The organism is Saccharothrix sp. AJ9571 (assembly GCF_021725495.1).
Taxonomy (GTDB): Bacteria; Actinomycetota; Actinomycetes; order Mycobacteriales; family Pseudonocardiaceae; genus Amycolatopsis; species Amycolatopsis magusensis.
Map to the genome: position 1 here is coordinate 9708045 of NZ_CP091382.1, position 17818 is coordinate 9725862.

At 67.3% G+C, this 17818-nt stretch carries 16 protein-coding genes; 7 read left to right on the plus strand and 9 right to left on the minus strand.

What is annotated here, in order from left to right; translation table 11 throughout:
* Positions 1-33: 33 nt before the first annotated feature.
* The 4 genes from L3Q67_RS44125 (at position 34) to L3Q67_RS44140 (ending at position 3939) form a co-directional block, all read left to right on the plus strand.
* On the plus strand, positions 34-1434 hold the full coding sequence (locus L3Q67_RS44125; RefSeq protein ID WP_499187340.1) for an NAD(P)/FAD-dependent oxidoreductase: 1401 nt from the start codon (positions 34-36) through the stop codon (positions 1432-1434).
* Positions 1434-2492: a hypothetical protein gene (locus L3Q67_RS44130; protein WP_499187341.1), complete on the plus strand. Its 1059-nt coding sequence runs from the start codon at positions 1434-1436 to the stop codon at positions 2490-2492. Before L3Q67_RS44125 ends, L3Q67_RS44130 begins: the two co-directional genes overlap by 1 nt.
* A gap of 121 nt (positions 2493-2613) precedes the next feature.
* Positions 2614-3036, plus strand: a complete 423-nt coding sequence (locus L3Q67_RS44135) for a nuclear transport factor 2 family protein (protein ID WP_499187342.1) — start codon at positions 2614-2616, stop codon at positions 3034-3036.
* 102 nt (positions 3037-3138) lie between these two features.
* Positions 3139-3939, plus strand: coding sequence for a hypothetical protein (locus L3Q67_RS44140; protein WP_499187343.1), 801 nt, complete (start codon positions 3139-3141; stop codon positions 3937-3939).
* A 128-nt stretch (positions 3940-4067) separates the two neighbouring features.
* Here the strand turns inward: L3Q67_RS44140 and L3Q67_RS44145 are convergent, their stop codons facing one another.
* A complete protein-coding gene (locus L3Q67_RS44145; RefSeq protein WP_499187344.1) occupies positions 4068-4730 on the minus strand; it encodes a TetR family transcriptional regulator in 663 nt (220 codons plus the stop codon).
* 66 nt (positions 4731-4796) lie between these two features.
* On the opposite strand from L3Q67_RS44145, the gene L3Q67_RS44150 reads away from it, so the two are divergent.
* Both L3Q67_RS44150 and L3Q67_RS44155 read left to right on the plus strand, forming a co-directional pair.
* Positions 4797-5927: a hypothetical protein gene (locus L3Q67_RS44150; RefSeq protein WP_499187345.1), complete on the plus strand. Its 1131-nt coding sequence runs from the start codon at positions 4797-4799 to the stop codon at positions 5925-5927.
* A 24-nt stretch (positions 5928-5951) separates the two neighbouring features.
* Positions 5952-7121 carry a DUF5624 domain-containing protein gene (locus L3Q67_RS44155; RefSeq protein WP_499187346.1) on the plus strand — a complete coding sequence of 390 codons (1170 nt, stop codon included), beginning with the start codon at positions 5952-5954 and terminating at the stop codon, positions 7119-7121.
* 51 nt (positions 7122-7172) lie between these two features.
* Here the strand turns inward: L3Q67_RS44155 and L3Q67_RS44160 are convergent, their stop codons facing one another.
* The 3 genes from L3Q67_RS44160 to L3Q67_RS44170 all read right to left on the minus strand — a co-directional run bounded on the left by L3Q67_RS44160 (position 7173) and on the right by L3Q67_RS44170 (position 10926).
* Positions 7173-8891, minus strand: coding sequence for an alpha/beta hydrolase family protein (locus L3Q67_RS44160; RefSeq protein WP_499187347.1), 1719 nt, complete (start codon positions 8889-8891; stop codon positions 7173-7175).
* A gap of 172 nt (positions 8892-9063) precedes the next feature.
* Positions 9064-9660: a TetR/AcrR family transcriptional regulator gene (locus L3Q67_RS44165; protein WP_499187348.1), complete on the minus strand. Its 597-nt coding sequence runs from the start codon at positions 9658-9660 to the stop codon at positions 9064-9066.
* A 141-nt stretch (positions 9661-9801) separates the two neighbouring features.
* Complete coding sequence (locus L3Q67_RS44170) at positions 9802-10926, minus strand: serine hydrolase domain-containing protein (protein ID WP_499187349.1); 1125 nt, start codon at positions 10924-10926, stop codon at positions 9802-9804.
* A gap of 223 nt (positions 10927-11149) precedes the next feature.
* On the opposite strand from L3Q67_RS44170, the gene L3Q67_RS44175 reads away from it, so the two are divergent.
* Positions 11150-11887, plus strand: a complete 738-nt coding sequence (locus tag L3Q67_RS44175; RefSeq protein WP_499187350.1) for a hypothetical protein — start codon at positions 11150-11152, stop codon at positions 11885-11887.
* Positions 11888-12061: 174 nt separating this feature from the next.
* Here L3Q67_RS44175 and L3Q67_RS44180 read toward each other — a convergent pair whose 3' ends face one another.
* The 5 genes from L3Q67_RS44180 to L3Q67_RS44200 form a co-directional block, all read right to left on the minus strand.
* Positions 12062-12283, minus strand: coding sequence for a hypothetical protein (locus L3Q67_RS44180; protein WP_499187351.1), 222 nt, complete (start codon positions 12281-12283; stop codon positions 12062-12064).
* Positions 12284-12564: 281 nt separating this feature from the next.
* Positions 12565-14109, minus strand: a complete 1545-nt coding sequence (locus tag L3Q67_RS44185) for an alpha/beta hydrolase (protein WP_499187352.1) — start codon at positions 14107-14109, stop codon at positions 12565-12567.
* Positions 14110-14326: 217 nt separating this feature from the next.
* The gene (locus L3Q67_RS44190) at positions 14327-15049 is read right to left on the minus strand and encodes a type VII secretion-associated protein (RefSeq protein WP_499187353.1); all 723 of its coding nucleotides are present in this window, start codon (positions 15047-15049) and stop codon (positions 14327-14329) included.
* Complete coding sequence (locus L3Q67_RS44195) at positions 15046-15561, minus strand: RNA polymerase sigma factor (protein ID WP_499187354.1); 516 nt, start codon at positions 15559-15561, stop codon at positions 15046-15048. Before L3Q67_RS44195 ends, L3Q67_RS44190 begins: the two co-directional genes overlap by 4 nt.
* Before the next feature lie 703 nt (positions 15562-16264).
* The gene (locus L3Q67_RS44200) at positions 16265-17818 is read right to left on the minus strand and encodes a hypothetical protein (RefSeq protein ID WP_499187355.1); all 1554 of its coding nucleotides are present in this window, start codon (positions 17816-17818) and stop codon (positions 16265-16267) included.

Sequence of the window (17818 nt, forward strand, 5' to 3'; positions counted from 1 at the left end):
CGGCTCGAAAACAGAAAAGAACAGGAATACGTGATGGTGACCACTATCGAAACCGACTACCTCGTGATCGGAGCGGGCGCGACAGCGATGGCCTTCGTGGACACGCTGCTGACCGAATCGCAGGCGACCGTGACCCTGGTCGACCGCTACCACCGGCCGGGCGGGCACTGGACCGTCGCCTACCCCTACGTGCGGCTGCACCAGCCCTCCGCCATGTACGGCGTGAACTCCCGCCCGCTCGGCGAGGACCGGGTCGACCGGATCGGCTGGAACGCCGGGCTCTACGAACTGGCGAGCGCGGCCGAGATCTGCAGCTACTTCGACCAGGTCATGCGGCAGACCTTCCTGCCGTCCGGGCGGGTTTCGTACTTCCCCATGGCCGAATACCAGGGCGCCGGGCGGTTCTACCTGACGACCTCCGGCAAGGAGTACCAGGTGACCGTGCGGCGGAAGGTCGTGGACACCACCTACCAGAGCGTGACGGTGCCTGCCATGCGACCGCCGGAATTCCCGGTCGCCCCCGGCATTCCCGTTGTCCCGCCGAACGAACTGCCCGCCATCCGCGAGCCCTACGACCGGTACGTCATCGTCGGCGCCGGCAAGACCGGCATCGACACCTGCCTCTGGCTGCTGGAGCAGGGCGTCGACCCCGCCGACCTGACCTGGATCATGCCCCGCGCACCCTGGCTCTTCGACCGGGCCACGATACAGCCGCTCCCCCTCCGCCAGGCCGAAGACATCGGGCGGGAATACGTCGCCAAACACGAAGCCATCATGGGTGCCGAGTCCGTGCCCGACCTCTTCCACCGGCTCGACGCCATCGGTGCCTTGCTCAAGATCTTCCCGGACGACCGGCCGACGGCGTTCCGCTGCGCGACCGTTTCGAAGGCGGAACTCGAACAACTGCGCAAGATCAAGGACGTCGTCCGGCTCGGCCGGGTGAAGCGGATCAACGAAGCGGACATCGAGCTCGACGGCGGCACGGTACCGACCGATCACCGCGTCCTGCACGTGGACTGCACCGCCGACGCCGCCAAGCAACTCCCCGTCGTCCCGATCTTCCAAAGTGGACTGATCACCCTGCAGTCGGTCCGGGTCTGCCAGCCGGTTTTCAGCGCCGCTCTCATCGCGCACGTGGAGGCGACCCAGTCCGAGGACACCGTGAAGAACGAACTCTGCCCCGTCACGCCGAACCCGAAGACCGACGTGGATTGGCTCCGGTTCGCCATTTCCGCGAATTCGGAGCAGCTGCGGTGGGCAGGCAACGCGGATATCGGCAACTGGCTGCACACCTCGCGGTTGCAGCCGAACATCGCCCCGCCGATGCCGGACGATCCAGCGGAACGGGCGACCTACGAGCAGCAGGCCGTGCACATGGCACGAGCGCAGAACGCGAAGCTCGAAGAACTCCTGACCGCACACGAAGTGCACTGATGCACAAGCAGAACCCGAACCCGGGCAGCACGGCGGGACCGATGACGAGGAAACGGCGCTGGGACCGTGCACCCTGGGCGCTCGCACTGCCTGCTGTCCTGTGCGCGGCACTGACGTTCACCGCGGTGCCGATGACCTGGCTGCTCCTGCCCTTGCTCGTGGTGGTGTACGGGGCCGGTGTCCTCGTGATCCGCGAGGCGGTCGTGCGGGCAGGTGGTGGCTGGCCGAGTCTCGTGTTGCTGGGCGTGGCCTACCAGATCGCGAAGGACGGGCTGGGCCTGCAAGCCCTGACCAATCCCCGGATGTACGGCGCCGCGGACTGGGGCTGGCGAGGCCTCGGCGTGAACTGGTCGTACTGGGAGTCGCAGATCGGCGTCTACGTCGTGCTCGGTGTCCTCGTGCCCATCGGCATCGCCGACCTCCTCTTCCCGGCCCGGCGCGCCCGGCCGTATCTGGGCAAGAGGGGTTTGCTCGGGGTCGGCGCGTTGTCGATCGCGGGGGTGTTCGGGCTCGGCCTTTTCGTATCGACGTCCCAGGACCCCGGCTACCAGACGCCGTGGGGCTGGACGCTGGTGTTCCTCGCGCTCATCGTCGTGCTTGGACTGCTCGCGCTGGTGGCCGTGCCACGCCGCCTCAAGCGTCGCGGTCGAGCGACGCGGACCGCACCCCGTCCGGGAGTGGTCGGCTTCGTGTCCATGTACCTGACCATGGCCTTCCTGACCACCCTGCTCCCGCTCGGCCTCGGCGCCGACCTGCTGTTCGGCGACCTGATGCCGCCCCTGTTGCGGCTGGTCATGGCCGCCATGGCCGCCGTGCCCTTCGGCTTGCTGGTGCTGCGCTGGCAAGCGGCGGCCAACTGGACCGGCCGGCACCGGATCTGGCTCGTCGGCGGCATCCTGGTGTCGTACACCGCTTTCCTGGTGCCGGGTTCACTGGCCACCGCACTCGTCAGCTCGCTGGCACTCGCGGCGGCGGTGTACCTGCTGACCGTCCTGGCCAAGCACGTCGACCAGCGGGGACCCGAAACCGCCCCGCTCCAGCCGGTAAGCCGACGCTGACCAGCACGACTCCATAGCCCGGCGCGGCGGCGTATCCCAGTCGATACGCCGCCGCGTCCAGCCCAGCGATGAGGTCGGATTTCTGCCAGCCCCGCCCCGCGGCTTCTTCTAGGTTTTCGGTATGGCACCAACGAATCGCGATATCGTCCAGAAGGCGTGGCGGGTTTTCTCCGAGCACGATACCGAAAAAATATCGGCTGTCTTCACCGAGGACGCCGAGTGGCTGGCCCCCGATGACAATGCCACTGCTACCGCGTTGGGCGTTCCCAGCCACATGATCGGCCGGGAATCGATCGCCCAGTTCCTCGCCGACGACTTCCCCCGGCTTTTCACACGGGACGTCACCGTCACGTTCACCGGGTTCCATGCGGCCGGCGACCATGTGATCGTCGAGGAAACAATGAAGGCGACCCTGGCCAACGGAAATGCTTACGTCAACGACTACTGCTTTGTCTTCGAATTGCGGGACGGGTTGATCCACCGAGTTCGCGAGTACATGGACACCGCACGTGGGCACCGCATGGTGTTCGGCGAGGCACCCTGACCTCGGAACGCGTCCGGACGCACCGGCCCGGGCGCTCTTCTGATCTTGGTCCGGTTACTGGGACACTGAACCGTGGCCAGTTCACGGGTTCGGGGCGGTGTAGTGATACTGCTCCTCGGCGTCGCCGGGCTGCTGATCGCCCTCAGTTCGAACGTCCGCGCGAACCCGCTGTGGCAGGTTTGGGCGACCCTCGCAGTGACCCTGTGCGGCTCGTCCGGGCTGGTGGCGCTGCACGGCCTGGCGCAGTGGCGTGAGCTGGCGGCGATCCGGCCGCTGCCGCGGAGGTCGACCATACTGCCCACGGCGGTCATCTTCGCCGGGACATTGGTGGTGATCACCACCGCTGAGCTGGTCGCGGCACAGCCGGGCCACGGCTGGCGCGGGGACCTGCTGGTACTGCTCGCAGTCTCCGGTGGCGCCTGTGCCGGTGCCGCGATGTTCGGCGTGCGTCACCTCGCGATGACGCAGCCGCGGACCGCCGGCCTGGCGGGGCTCGAAGCGTCCGTGGTGGAGCTGGTGGGGCTCCGCCGCCGGTTGCAGCGGCTGGCATCCGGACTGGGTGCGCTGGTGGCGCTGTCCACGCTCGCGCTCGGCGCCGGGATTCTGATGGCCAAGAACGCACCGCGCGAGCTGGTGATCGTGTTCGGTGGTGGCGGGTCGGCGACAGTCGGCGTGTTCTACGCCCCGGCGGCCGCCGCGATCCGCAGGCGCGGCGAGCACCTCGTCGCCGCGATGTTCGCCGATCCACCCGCCGACCGCGCCGCGCTGGTCGACCGCGCCGAGCAGCGGATGAAGCTGGAACAGGTGATCGGCGTCGATCGGACGCTGCTCAGCGAGCTGCAGGCGGCGATCCCGGTGCTCGGGCCGTTGATCGCCGCCGCTGCCGTCTTCCTGCCCCGATGATTCCTGCCGAACACCGGCTCTTGCACGCCCGTACCCGTCAGTAGCGCTGCTCTGGTCGCGTTCTCGAACTCCTCGCCCTCGCCGGCTTCAGCGCCCGCTGGTGACTGCCCGGCAGGCTACGCCGCGGATCAGGATTTCAGCGGGTGCGCCGCGTCCGTCCGGACGTGCCGGGCGGCGAGGCCGTCGAGAATGATGCCGAGGTGGCGCTCAAACCTTTGGTCACCGTCATCGCGCAGGTGTCCGGCCGCCTTGACCAGCGGTGCGCCCTCGCCCAGCCCGGCGTCGCGTTCGGCGAGTGAGTACCGCGTGGGATCGGCCTCGGCCGACTGGAGCCGTTCCTGCTCCTCGATGACGAAGCCGACGACGAACGCGACGATCAGGTCCATCGCGTCGTCCGCCTCCGCGAGGGTGAACCCCTCCTCCGTCCACTGCCGGTAGAAGGGCTCCTTGATCCGCACCACCACTTCGGGATCGGACACCCGCGCACCGCTGAAGGTGCGGGCACCGTCGCGGTGACGCAGGTACTCGGCGCGGAGCACGCGGGCGTACACAGCCAGATCCTCACGCCAGCCCGAACTGGAAGTCGGCAGCACCGCCAGGATCCGGCGCAGGACCGTGGTGCTCATCTCGTCGAGCAGCTCCTGCTTGTTGCGCAGGTGCCAGTACAGGGCGGGTGCGCGGACGTCGAGCCGATCCGCGAGCGCGCGGACGGTGACACCCTCGATGCCCTTCTCGTCGAGCAGCTCCAGAGCGGCTGCCACGACCTTCTCCCGCGTGATCCCCTTCGGCATGGTTGACAACTTATCAAAGTTAAACCATGCTGGCCAAAGTCCACTTAACTTAGTTAAGGAGCTTTCGTGCCGAACACCGTCCCGAACCACCCGAGGGAGAAGATCCTGTCGGTCCACCAGCGTCTCGCCACGTCCGGCGCTCGTGGCGCGCACGTTTTCCGCGTCGGCGACGAGCTGCACCTCGTCGTCCCCCAGCTGGCCGAGGACGTGCCCGGACGGGCCGCCGACATGCAGGGCGGCAATGCGGACGTGGACGCCCTGCTCTACCGCTGGGAGGACGGGCGATTCGCCGAGCACGACCGTCTGCCCAGCCCGAGCGCGGAGGACGCGCTGAGCTTCCGCAGCGGCGGGAAGACCTACCTGGCCTTCGCCAACCTCCGAACCGGAAAGGGCCCGTACGAAACCGACGTCGACTCGCTCATCTACCGCGAGGAGGACGGCAAGTGGATCCTCGACGAGGCACTGCCCACCTTCGGCGCCAAACAGTGGCACCACTTCTCGATCGACGACCGCGAGTTCCTGGCTCTGGCCCAGGGACTGGTCATTCCCGGCCTCACCCTCACCCACCAGGGCCACGGGCGCTCGGTCATCTTCGAGCGCATCGACCGGCGATGGCAGGAATTCCAGGTACTGGACGGGCGCATGGGTTACAACTGGGCCTTCTTCCGCGTCGGCGGACACCACTTCCTGGCCTATGCCGACCAGCTTTCACCCAGTGTCGTCTACCGCTGGGACGGAGTTTCCTTCGTTCCACACCAAACGATCGGCGAACGGTTCGGCCGGAGTTTCCAGCACTTCTCGCAGGACGGCGAGGACTGGCTGGCGTTCGCGTGCATCACCGGCGAGTCGACGCTCCACCGCTGGAACGGCGAGCTCTTCGAGCCCCACCAGTCACTCGGCGGCGCCGGTGGCCGCGAGTTCGAACTGTTCCGTCACGGCAACCACCTGTACCTGGTCCGGGTTTGCTTCGTACAGGGCATGCCTCCCACCCCCGAGACCGAGCTGATGTCGCAGCTGTACCGGTGGGACAACGGAAAGTTCGAGGTTCTCGAAGAGTTCCCCACGTTCGGTGGAACCGACGCGAGTTACTTCGAGGCCGACGGCAGGAGCTTCCTGGTCGTCGCCAACAGCCTCACCCCGGACGTGCGGTTCCGTCAGGACAGCATCGTCCACGAACTCCACCTCGACAACGCCTGATCCGCACCAGCAAGGAGAAATTCGATGCGATACCAACCCAACTCGCACTTCATGCGGCTCTTCGAACTGTTCACCTCGGCTCCGGACAGCATCGGCCGGAACCTGCAGCGGGAACTGGGCGCGGCCCATTCCGACACACCGATGCTGGTCGCGACGGGCACCGACCTGGTGCTGTTCCCCGGCGGCGGTCGCCCGTCCACTTCGGTCGACTTCCGGAAGGGCACCCGGGGGTTCTTCGAGATCACCGCGGTCTCGCACCTCGGCCTCGCGATCCCCTACCTGGCCCGGCTGCGCGAACTCGGCCACCCCAGTTGCAAGGAAGACGCCAGGAAGCTCATCGCGCAATGCCGTGTCGTCCAGGACTTCAACACCGTCTCGTACTGGCGTGACGAAGTCGCCGCCGCCGCGTGGCGGGGGCACGAGGAGAAGATCACCGATCTCGTCGGCTACACCTGCGCGACCACCGCGGACTACCTGGAACGAGCGATCAAGAACCCGAAGCTCCTGGACTTCGAGCACCTGCGGGCGAACCTGCTCGAAGGCGATGGGCCGGACGCGATTCCCGTGTCGTTCAACGACATGATGGCGGCGACCTTCGCCCTGTCGGCGCTGGACTCGGTGCACCGGACCCTGGCGTGGCTGCACGAGCAGCCCATCGACTGGGCCCGGCTGATGGTGCTCGTCGTCGGTACCGCCGGACGTCCGAGTGCCGGCCTGACCTGGCAGACCAACAACATCTGCTCGCTGCTCCACGAAGCGTCCGACCGGGAGCTCGACCCCGCCCGGTTGATCATCGCGCCGTCGGCGCCGACCATCGATCTCGACGAGCTCGCCGACAGCGAGGCCGGCGCCCGGATCGAGGAGCTGTACCGCAGGTTCTGGTACAGCTCCCTGTCGTCGGTCGAGATGAGCCGTCTCATGTGGCCGGACTACCCGGCCTTCGAGAAGAGGATCGAGCAGGCGCCCGTGGTCGACGACGACACCGAGGTGGTCAACGCGATGCCGATTGTCCGGTCGGCGAACGACAAACGAGCCATCGTGACCCGGCTTCGCTACGTCATGGAGGACCCGGCCGCGCAGATCGCGACCGCGGGCATGCAGTTCGTGCTCGACCAGTTGAGCGCCAACGGAAATCGGCCCAAACTCGTCGAACTTCCCGGCTTCACCCACACCACCTACCCGGCCGGGCTGTGACGGACTGGACCCGCGCCCGGCACAGCCACCACCAGCGATACTACTGCGCTGTCACCGTGAAGCACAGGTGAAGGATCTTGCGTTGTTGACGTCGCCGAATCCGTTGTACTTCGGCCAACTGGGGAACATGCACAGCGGCCTGGTTCGGCCAGGAACGCCGGCATCATCCGTTGCCACGATGTTGTTCGCCGGATCAATGCCCTTCTCCACCCAGTTCTCGATGGTCGCCAACTGGTCCCACTCGGGATGGAAAGCTGACGAGAACCCGTGCTGGGCGCCGGGAACCTCGTAGTACCGAACAAACGAATCCACTCGCGCGGATCCCATCGCCGCCTGCACGCGCGAGTAGTAGTGCGCACTCGTCCTGGCCGCCAGCTCGGCGCCGCCCGTCCAGAGAAGGAGCTTTCCTCCGTTGTTCCGGAAAGGTGACAGATCGGTGATGTTGGAGAAGAGCGCCGAATGAGCTTCGATGCGCGAAGCCATTCCGCTTCCGCTCGTGATGTCCATCATCATGGTGTTGAAGTTGGGGTCCTTCGCGATCATGTGGCGAATGACGCCGTCGGCCAGGTACACGCCCATCTGCGGGGTCGGCGGGAAAGCAGGCGGCGTCGAGCCGTACACGCCGAGCTGGGTCAGCAGTTCCTTGTGGACGGCGTCGGGCACTCCTCCACCGTGGTCGGCGAGGTAGACCGGATGGCCGGGGATGCTCGACTCGCCCGTGCCGACCACGTAGGACAGGGACTCGGGGTCGTTGATCTTCTTCAGGGCGGCGAGCTGGACGTCGGACAGGCAAGCGTCGCCCGTGTCCGCTCCCTGCGGGCACCTCAGAGCGGCGGGGTCGAACCGGGCCTCGCAGGCCCGGGCGTTGCTGATCACGCCGTCCTTCGCGCGATCGAGCGCGTCACACGCTCCCAGCACGCCGGTGTAGAGGGTGTGGCGCTCCGCTTCGTTCAGCCAGGCTCCCGGTACGGCCACCGCCTGGGCGGCCTTGAGCGTGTCGAGCGCTACTCCGGTGACGTTCCAGCCCGGCGCGCCGGCGACCACGCCGTCCCAGTCGGCCGGCCAGCGCTGGGCGGCGGCCAGTGCCTCGCCGCCGCCCTTCGAGTAGCCGATGAAGTAGGACTTGCCAGGCGCACGACCGTAGTGGGAACGCAGCAATTTCATCGCGACGTCGCGGGTCTTCTTCAGCGCATCGCCCGCGTAGTTCTCGAGGGCCTCCTGGTTGGCGCCGAAAGCGGCGGGATGTTCCCCCGCCTTGTTCTGGTGTCCGGAGTCGCTCGAAAACACCGCGTAGCCCCGGCTGAGCGGAATCGGCTTCTTCTGGGATCCCCAGAGGTTCGACGCATTCGTCAGTGGCGGGATGGACCCGTTCAGACCGGCACCGCCGAGCATCGCGGCCTTGCCATTCCATTTTTCCGGGAGCGCCAACTGGAATTTGATGTTCGGCGCGTCCGGATCAACCGGTGCGATGTCCCCGGAGACCAGGCAATGGCTACCGTAAGCCTGGTTTCCGGACCCACCGGCGCTCACGGAGACCGCTGAGGAGACGGCGGCGCCACCGGTGGGCAGGCCGATGGCATCGGCCACGATCTTGATGCCGGCCAGATCGGAGCATTTCTTTCCTGTGGCCGCATTTGCTTCGCTGCCGGAGAGGGAGGAGCCGACCACTGGAATCGCGACCGCGACCATGAGCGTCGCGGTCAAAGCAAGGAGAAGCCTGTTGCGCTTGAAGGAAACGGGCATGCGTGCATCCTGTTCGGCCTTGATCAACGGGTGATCCACAGGGCAACGCCGCATCCACGGCGCCCCTGGGCGAGTCGAGCCTGGTGCGATCAGCCGCGATCTGCGGACGTGTCGCTGACATCCAACGTCTAGTTGGCAGTCTATGCCAGGTTGAGCGTGACCGTCAAGGCGGACAGGTCGTGCTGGTCAATGCCGGCTGTCAACCGCGGACGGCAGCGAGCATTTCTTCGTACAGGGCGAACGGGTCTGCCTTGCCGCCCTGGCGCACCCAGAGTTCCGACGCGGCGTCAACGCACGCGAACACCGTGGCGATGATGCCCACGGCGCGCGGATCGGGCGCCGGACCCGACTCGATGCCCATCCTGGCCTCGACGACGGGCACCAGTGCGGCCTGCCACTTCAGCCGCTTCTCGTAGTACCGCGACCGCAACGGCGGGTTGTCGAAGATCAGCGTGGTGATCTCCAGTACCTGTTCCGGGGTGTGGTTCGCCGAGGAGATGGCGGCGAACCCGGCGAGCAGCGCGTCCCACGGCGACACCTCGGCGGGCTGGGCCTCGACGGTGCTGACCAGCAGCCGCCCGAGGCCGTCCTGGTCACCGCAGACCAGGTCCTCCTTGGTGCCGAAGTAGCGGAAGAGCGAGCGCTGTGACACACCCGCCTGCTTGGCGATCTGGGCGACGGTCACGGCTTCGTAGCCGTGCTCGGAGAACAGCGCCAGTGCGGTGTCGACGATCTCCGCGACGACAGCCTGCCGCGACCGATCCCACAGCGTGGTCGGCTGGCGCGATGTGTCCATGACTCCCAATCGCAGTCGGCGGCAGCCTCGCCTGGCTCGCCCGGGTCAGGTACATGTTACGCGCCCGCGACCGTTCCACCCGGACACCGCGGCTCAGGTGGCGGACGCGACCATGCGTGCGGTGATCTTCGCGCCGACGGGTCAGCCGCAGAGGGCGATGTCCATGGTGTGGCGCATGTGGCCGATAGCCGGGCTGCCGGTCAGTGCGGTGATGTAGACGGTCGCCGCCCGGCCGGAATCGTTCTGCCCGCTGATGTTCGCGACGCCGCCCCCGGCCAGGTCACCGCCGTGGGTCCAGATGCCGCCGCCACACGACAGCGGCAGGCGAATCAGGCCGAGGCCGTATTCCACGTCCGGTCCCAGCCCCGGCGCCGGCACGGTGGTCTGCATCTGGGCCAGCACCCAGCTCGGCAGCAACCGGCCGCCGAGCAGTTCCTGCCAGAACCGGTTGAGATCCGACGGCGTCGACACCATCGCCCCGGACGCACCGGCCCAGGAAGGCTCGAACTCGGTGACGTCGATCAGCGGTCCGGCCGGATCGGCCTTGTCCACGGTGTAGTTGCGCGCGTGCGGGCCGCGGATCCGCCGCTCCCCCGCCGGCGGCCAGTACGTCTCGTGCAGGTGCGCGGGACGGACCACCAGTTCGGCCACGGCTGTCCCGATGTCTTTGTGCGTCAACCGTTCTACGATCATCCCGGCGAGAACGTAGCCGGTGTTCGAGTACTTCCAGCTCTGGCCGGGAGCGAAGTCCGGTTTGGTGGACAAGGCGATCCGGACCAGTTCCGCCGCTTCGACCGGCCGGTCCCGCTCGGCGGGGTCGATGAATCTGACGTAGTCCGGCAGCCCGCTGGTGTGCTGCAGCAGTTGGCGCACCGTGATGCCGCGGCCGTCGATCTCGCTTCCCTCACCGGTGCCCCGCACCACCCCGGGCAGGTAGTCTTCGACCGGCGCGTCGAGCCGGATCCGGTGCTGGGCGACCAACTGCAACACCGCGGCAGCGGTGAACGGCTTGGTGCCGCTGGCGATCCGGAAGCGGCCGTCACCACCGACCATCGCCCGATCCGTGCCCAGCTCGGCCGTACCGGACGTGATCGTGATCGACCTGCCACGCCGATCGCGGACCGCGGCCAGTGCCCCGGGAACCCGGTCGGCACCGGTGATCAGGTCGAGCTGGGCTCTGACGCCCGCGACATCGGTGATCGGGCCGCGCTCGGCGGCGGCCGGGACGGACAACGCTACGACCGACGCGGCCGCGACAACGGCCACCACAACGCGACGAACTGTCGAAGACTTCGAAGGCATTGATCAATCCTGCTGCCCTGCCCGCTGCGCGACCATGAAGCCAGCCCCAGAACCATCGGTAGGGCTGGCCCCCGCCCCAAGACGGCGATGTTGCGCTATCACGGAAATTATGACGAGTCCCTTGACGCAGCCTTCAAACCGCAGGAACCGGCATCGCAGCTGCGCTGACCGTGCCAGTCTTGACCCCATGCCGGACCCGTCTATCTTCACGATCATCGGCACGCTGGGCGGAGCAGCCCTGGGTGCGACAGCCGCGATGACCGCGCCATTGCTCCTGCATCGCCGTCAGGCACGCGAGCGCCTCGAACAGGAAGCGCGGCTCACCCAACGCCAGCGGGAGCAGGCGCAGCGCGAAGAGGAATGGCGCCGCCGCGAACTCCAACTGGAGATAGATCGCGACAACGATCGCAACCGTGAGGCCATGACCCGGCGCCTGATCAAGATGAGAGCCACGACCAGGGATTTCCAGGAGTTCCTGACCAGGACTTTCATGACGATCGCCGACGGCGGGGCGGTCGGCCTCGATGACTTCGAGAGCGGTCTCGACGGCGTGCACGCCGCGTTGAACTCGGCGTTCGACGAGGCGTTGCTCGACGGACTCTGGTTCGCCCATGCGAGAGAAGCCGGGTTCCTGATGCGCCCGGTGCCGGGCACGACGCCCCTGCACGGTGTGCTGGCCGCGATCGACAGCAAGGACAACGGGGTCAACGCCACCGATCTGGTCGGAAAGCTGATGGAGGCTTCCAGCCTGGTGCGGCAATGCGCGAAGGAGGGGCCGCCGATCCCGGACGAGCTGCGCACGGAAACCGAGCGAGCCCTGTTCGGGAGCGTCACCGCCCGTGAAGCACTGGTCGCCTACATCCAGGAACGACTCGACACCCACGGGCCGGAGACCCCGAAGGGCCCGGCGGGCACGACCACCTGAGGCACTGCGAGGCCCTCTGTTGCGCTGGTGCCTCACGGGGCGAGTTCCTGGGCCGCGTTCGGGAGACAAGTATAGCCGTCTCCCGAACAAATCTCAGAATGGTTCGTCAATAGAGAAGACCCCCTCCTCTCGGCTCATCCGAAGGGAAGGGGTCTTCGTGTACTCCAGAGGCGTTTAGAAACCGCCGTAGAACCACCAGCTGCCGTTGTTGCTGAGCGACCAGAAGCAAGGGTCGCTGTAGTTGAACAGAATCCTGGCGCTCTCGCACTCCCCTTCGGTTGCGAACGGGCCGTAGTAGTCGCCAGCCTCTTTCGCGCTTGCCGCACCACCCAGCGAGAGGGTCATCGCCGCGGCGACTCCCGTTCCGATCACCAGGTTCTTCAAAACACGCTTCAAGTCCACATACTCCTGATCGCTAAGCTGATACTTCGCCGAGGCGACGATATCTTAAACGGTGACGCCTAGAACCCGGGGACCTTCAAGTCTGGTTGAAACAGGCAGTACCGTACGGACCGTCACTCGACAAGAGTTGCGTTGGATGAGTTCCTGCCCGATTTGCTTCTTAGTTATCCTTCGCCTGCTAGCCGTTCGAGGAAGCTCGTGCCCCGAGCGATCCTGATACCGGCCGAGCCACCAGGAGTTCCCCGTCTACCGGCACTCACCGCCGGCGACCACGGTCACCGCGGGGCGATATCGGTGCAGTCGACCTTCTTGTCCGGCAGCCGGCCGGTGGTCAGGAACGTCACCGTCGCCTCGTCCACGCACGTGGAGCCCTGGTGGTAGACGTAGTGCCCGCCGTTGTCCGCGCCGACGAAAGCCGCTCGCTTGCCGAGGACCTGGTACAGCCCGAGGCCGTCCTCCCACGGTGTGGCGTTGTCCCTGCGGTTCTGCAATATCAGCATGTTGCGCGGTCCCTCGCCCGTCACGCGGACGGGCTCTTCGACCGGCTTCGGCCAGAACGCGCACGCCCAGATGTTGGCGGGCATCCCCGCGGTGAGCGGCCAGGCCGCGCGGTCCTCGGCGGTGCGGCGGGCGTACTGGTCGACGTCGCCGGACCACGGCGCGTCACCACAGGTCAGTGCCAGGAACATGGTGGCCTGGTTGTCGGCAGGCACGCCAGGGGTCGGCGGTGGCGCGGTGAACACCTGCTGCAGCACCTGGCCGTCCGCCTCGGTGAGCACACCGTCGGCCAGCCCGGCGGCGGCCTTCCAGAACTGCGCGAGCACCGGGAGGGTGTCGTCGTGCAGCAGAAGGCTGTAGGTGACGGTGCGCAGCATCGAACCCGTCAGTGCCAGCGCGGTGCCTGGAACGGGCGCGGGGGTGCGGTCGAGGCGGTCGGCGAGCGCGAGGTACTTCCGGGTCACCTCGTCGACGGTGCCGCCCAGTCCGAGCGTGGCGTGCTGCGCCGCGGCGACCCTGGCCGCGTCGGGGAAGCGTTCCGACATGGCCTTGCCCCAGTTGTCCGTCGCGTGGGCCCAGACCTTCGCGGGGTCGACGTTGCCCTCGAGGACCACCCGGTCGGCGCGCTCCGGGAACAGCGACGCGTAGACGGTGCCGAGGTACGTGCCGTAGGACTGACCCCAGTAGGAGATCTTCTCCTCACCGAGCGCCGTGCGGATGCGGTCCATGTCACGGGCGGTGTTGGCGGTGGTGAAGTACCGGAGCTTCTCGCCGGCGTTCGTCGCGCACCGTTCGGCGTCGGTGCGGGCGTGGTCGACGTTCGCGGTGATCGAGCCGTCCGCGGCCGGGTACGGGAAGAGGCCGGCGAGAGACGGGTCGTCGAGGCCGCAGCTCTGCGGGGTGCTGTGCGCGACCCCACGCGGGTCGAAGCCGATCAGGTCGTAGGCCGCCGATACCGACGGCGGCAGGGTCGGCGCCACGACCCCCGGAGTGTCCAGGCCGGGCAATGCCGGGCCGCCCGGATTCAGCAGCAGAACACCGCGGCGGTCGCGGGACTCCGCGGCCGGCAGCTTCGAGACCGCCACCTCGATCTTCTCGCCACCGGGGTTGCGGTAGTCGAGCGGAACCTCCACCGTTCCGCAGGTGAGCCGGGGGTCGCGACTGGCGCCCTCGGCCAACGCCGGGCACGTGCCCCAGGTGATGCCCGGCGTGGCGGCCGCCTCGGCGATGACCGGCGGTGCGTCCTCACTCTTCGCGTCTTCTTCCGTGGCGGCGTCACAGGCGCCCACCGCGGCGACGGTGAGCGCCATCGCGATCACCACCCTGATGAATCTGCGGGGGATACCGGTTCCCGCTGACCGTTGCCTTGTCTTCAACGCCCTTGCCCTCCAGTTTTCGGCGTGCCGCGACGCACTGATGCCGTCGCCAGCGAAAACCTAGGGAAGACCGCGGCGCCGCGGATCCCCTTGGCGTGGACACTGCTTGTAGTCCTCCCGAGGGACAGCGGCCTGCGGCCGAGTGGCCATCGCCGATTGACCGCTACCGAGACCCGCCGGAATCGATACGCAGGCTCGCCACGATGTTTTCGCAGGCTGCGCGTGTCTGGGCGACGGAGCCCGCCGGACCGTATTGACAGCCGACGAACACCTCCACGGTGCCCGCGGCCATGACGTACCAGTCCACATACACCCCAGCGTGCTGTTCGCTGTAGTAGATCACCGTCTTGCCGCCGAAACTCGCGTCAGCGTCGAAGTCGCTGTGGCCTGAGTCGCTGCCCGACAGCCTGCGGCTCGACAGCGAGTCCACCCAGCGCTGCCGCTCAGCCGATGCGTCGAAGGGGATCCGGGCCTGCTCGATCGTCACGAAGTTCCGAACCGCGCCGTCTCCAGGCGGCCGCAGTTCGACCCGTGGCGCCGTCGAGTTCTCACCGGCGGTCGCGATCCAGCCCTCCGGCGCGGTGTAGGTGAACGCTGTCTGCTCGGGAATGGCCGCTTCCAGCGCGGGCGGCCGGGCGTCCGGACGGGGAATCCACGCCCAAGCGGTGATCATCACGGCCGCGGCGACCGCCGCGCTCGTCATCATCAGCATGAGCCGGCGTCGGCGCATGAGCCCGCGGTGGCGCGTTCGGGCTCGAGTCAGCAAATCGACTGGCACGGTGACGGAGTCGGCCGCCTCCTGGAGGTCATCTCGTAGCCGTTGCATTTCCTCGCTGCCGGGTTCGTTTCCCGCAGGCTCGTCGTCAGCGTTGAACGTCGCTGTCATCTGGCATCGCCGTCCACGCCGAAGGCTGGGCTGACCAGTGCCTCACGGAGTTTCGCCACGGCTCGCATCCTGTTTCGCTGTGCCGTTCCCTTGTGGACACCCAGCAGTTCGGCGGCCTCGTCGAGGGAATGGCCGTCGAGGTCCACCAGGAGCACGACTACGGCCTCCTTCACCGTCAGTGACTGGAGCACGTGGGAAACCGCCTCCCACGATTCAAAGTGCGATAGGCCACCATCGTCCGATGCTTCCCCGGCCCGGTCCAAGGTGGTCGTTCGGCGTGCCGATCTCCACTGCCCCCGGGCGAGGTTCATTGCGGTGGCCAGCGCGTATCCGTAGGGATTCGGGTGCTCCACGAATCGTCCGCGGCGACCGGCGCGGCTCTTGAGCCGCACGTACACGTCCTGCACGAGGTCGTCAGCAAGGTGGCGACTCCCCACGAGAAGCGCCACCCGTGAGTACAGTCGATCGAGCACTTCCAGGAACACCTCGTCGAATCTGGCGTCGTGAACCACCGGTCCCCCTTCACGCGAGTGCTTCCGCCTGACGCGGCCTCACGCCCCCACCGCCCGCCTGCTCCATCCGGGTGACGCTCAGGATTTTCGCCGGCGCGCTCATACACAGCACACCCGCAAAGCATTACTCCATCGACCGTGCTCACACAACCAATACCAGGAGGCCTTCACAACACAGCAACAACACCAACAGCCTGAGCAGGGAGCACAGATTGCGCAAGATCGCGATAGCGATAGCCGTTGCGGCAACCGCAGGCGGATTGATCACCGGAAGTGGACCCGCGGCCGCGGACGACTTCACCGTACAAGCGTGCTACGACAACGCAAAGCCGTACAACAAACCAAGCGGACCTGCCAGTTTCCCCTACAACGGAACTTGGCTGACAGCAACCGCGAACTGCAATGACATCAATATTCGCCCCCATCAGACCACGACGGTTTACGTTTGCTTCGCACCGTCTTCGGGCGGGGTATCGTGCCAGACGAGACTCACTCACGTCTCGGCTGGTTCATGGGGTGTCGTGGCAACGAACGTCGCCAACGGCACAAGGTTCAGGTTCGAGTTTCTCTTTCCCACTGCGCAAAGCGGGGTCTACGCGGCTTGAGCCCCGGAGTCGGGTCAGCCTCCGCTCAGATCCACACCCCCACCGTGCTGCCGCGCTCCGGTATCGACCCGGCCACCGGTCATGGGAGTCGTGCCACGTCAGTGCCATCGAGCCGGTGAACGTGGTCCCGCGTGCTTCGCCGTACCCCGACCGGCGGCGAGACGGCGGGCCGTGAAATCCGGCAATTGGTGCAATTGCGCCATCGCGCTTCGTCGTTGACGTCTACAGTACGTCCAGCCGAGGGAGCACGATGAGGTTTGGGATACTGGGTCCGCTGGCGGTGTGGCGGGAGGACGAGCAGCAGCTCGATCTCGGTACGCCCAAGGCGCGGGTGCTGGTGGCGGTGTTGCTGTGCCGGGCGGGTCACCCTCCAGGAACAGCAGCCGGGCCAGGAGCTGGGCGGCCGAAGGGGTGTCCATGTGCGCCTGCGCCGCCCGCACGGTACGGGGCAGCAGCTCGCACGCGGGTGGGGCGTTCCCAGCGGTGAGGAGGTTCGCCATCCTGGCGGGCGCCAGAAGGTTCTCGATCGTCTCCGCGTCAAGGCGCAGCCGGCGGGCGAGTGTCTCCATCCGGTCGAGTTCTCGGCTGGCCCGTTCGATCTCGCCGGAGCGGCGATACAGCTCGGCCAGCCTGCCCAGGACCTCGATCTCCAGCACGGGCTGGCCGCGCTCCCAGGCCGCTCGTTCGGCGGTTTCGATGTCGTACCGGGCGCCGGTCAGGTCACCGGCGCGCATGCGTTCGGTGGCGAGCGCGAGCCGGGTCGAGACCTCGTCCTGTGAGCCGAGGTCGGTGGCGATCGCGATGCTGTGCTCGTAGGCGGCGATCGCCTCGTCGTGTTCGCCGCCGATGGCGTGGACCTGCGCCAAGCCGATCAGCGTCTTCGCCGTCCACCACCGATCGCCCGCCTCCTCGAACGCGTGCAACGCGGCCGTCATCGCGGTCGCGGAGCTTTCCCGGTCGCCCCGTTCGCGATACCGGATGGCTTCGATCATGCAGGTGCAGGCGATCGCCCAGCGGTCCGAGCCGCTGCGCACCCGGGCGATCTCCTGGTCGACCAGCTCGTCCAGCCCGAATATCGCCGCCGTCACCAGCACCGTCGTCAGCAGCATCGGATAACGCCGCAGTGCGCCCGCGTGCACGCAGTCGTCGATCAGCGCGCGCAGCCGCTCGGGGTCGGTGAGCGGCCCGCCCTCGCCTGCTGCCAGGTGGATCGCGGTGAACGCGGCCCGCGCGTCCGCGGGCAGCGCGTCGCCGAACCCGGCGACCTCGGCGACGTAGGCATCGGCCCGAGCGTCGTAGCGGAGCATGACCCAGTACCAGTACAGCGGGCCGAGAAGGCGGGCCGCCACCTTGGCATCGCCGGTGTCGATGGCCGTTCGCAGGGCGAACACCAGGTTGTCGTACTCGGCCTGGAACAGCCGCAGCGACTCCACCTGCTTGTCCGAGCGCAGCAGCGGCTCGTGTTCCTCGGCCAGGTCGGCGAAGTGCCGCGCGTGCCTGCGCAGGACGGCTTCGACTTCCCCCGCGAGGCGAAGCTTGTCCGCCGAATGGGCTCGGATGGTCTCCAGCATCCGGTAGCCGTCGCCTGCCTGCTCCACAATGGACTTGTCGGCCAGGGAGTCCAGCAGATAGACGACCTCGCCCGCGGCCAC

Excerpts from the sequence above, each read along its gene's own strand:
- L3Q67_RS44125 (WP_499187340.1), top strand. The coding sequence starts at position 34 with ATGGTGACCACTATCGAAACCGACTACCTCGTGATCGGAGCGGGCGCG.
- L3Q67_RS44130 (WP_499187341.1), top strand. The coding sequence starts at position 1,434 with ATGCACAAGCAGAACCCGAACCCGGGCAGCACGGCGGGACCGATGACG.
- L3Q67_RS44135 (WP_499187342.1), top strand. The coding sequence starts at position 2,614 with ATGGCACCAACGAATCGCGATATCGTCCAGAAGGCGTGGCGGGTTTTC.
- L3Q67_RS44145 (WP_499187344.1), bottom strand. The coding sequence starts at position 4,730 with ATGCCGAAGGGGATCACGCGGGAGAAGGTCGTGGCAGCCGCTCTGGAG.
- L3Q67_RS44155 (WP_499187346.1), top strand. The coding sequence starts at position 5,952 with ATGCGATACCAACCCAACTCGCACTTCATGCGGCTCTTCGAACTGTTC.
- L3Q67_RS44165 (WP_499187348.1), bottom strand. The coding sequence starts at position 9,660 with ATGGACACATCGCGCCAGCCGACCACGCTGTGGGATCGGTCGCGGCAG.
- L3Q67_RS44175 (WP_499187350.1), top strand. The coding sequence starts at position 11,150 with ATGCCGGACCCGTCTATCTTCACGATCATCGGCACGCTGGGCGGAGCA.
- L3Q67_RS44190 (WP_499187353.1), bottom strand. The coding sequence starts at position 15,049 with ATGACAGCGACGTTCAACGCTGACGACGAGCCTGCGGGAAACGAACCC.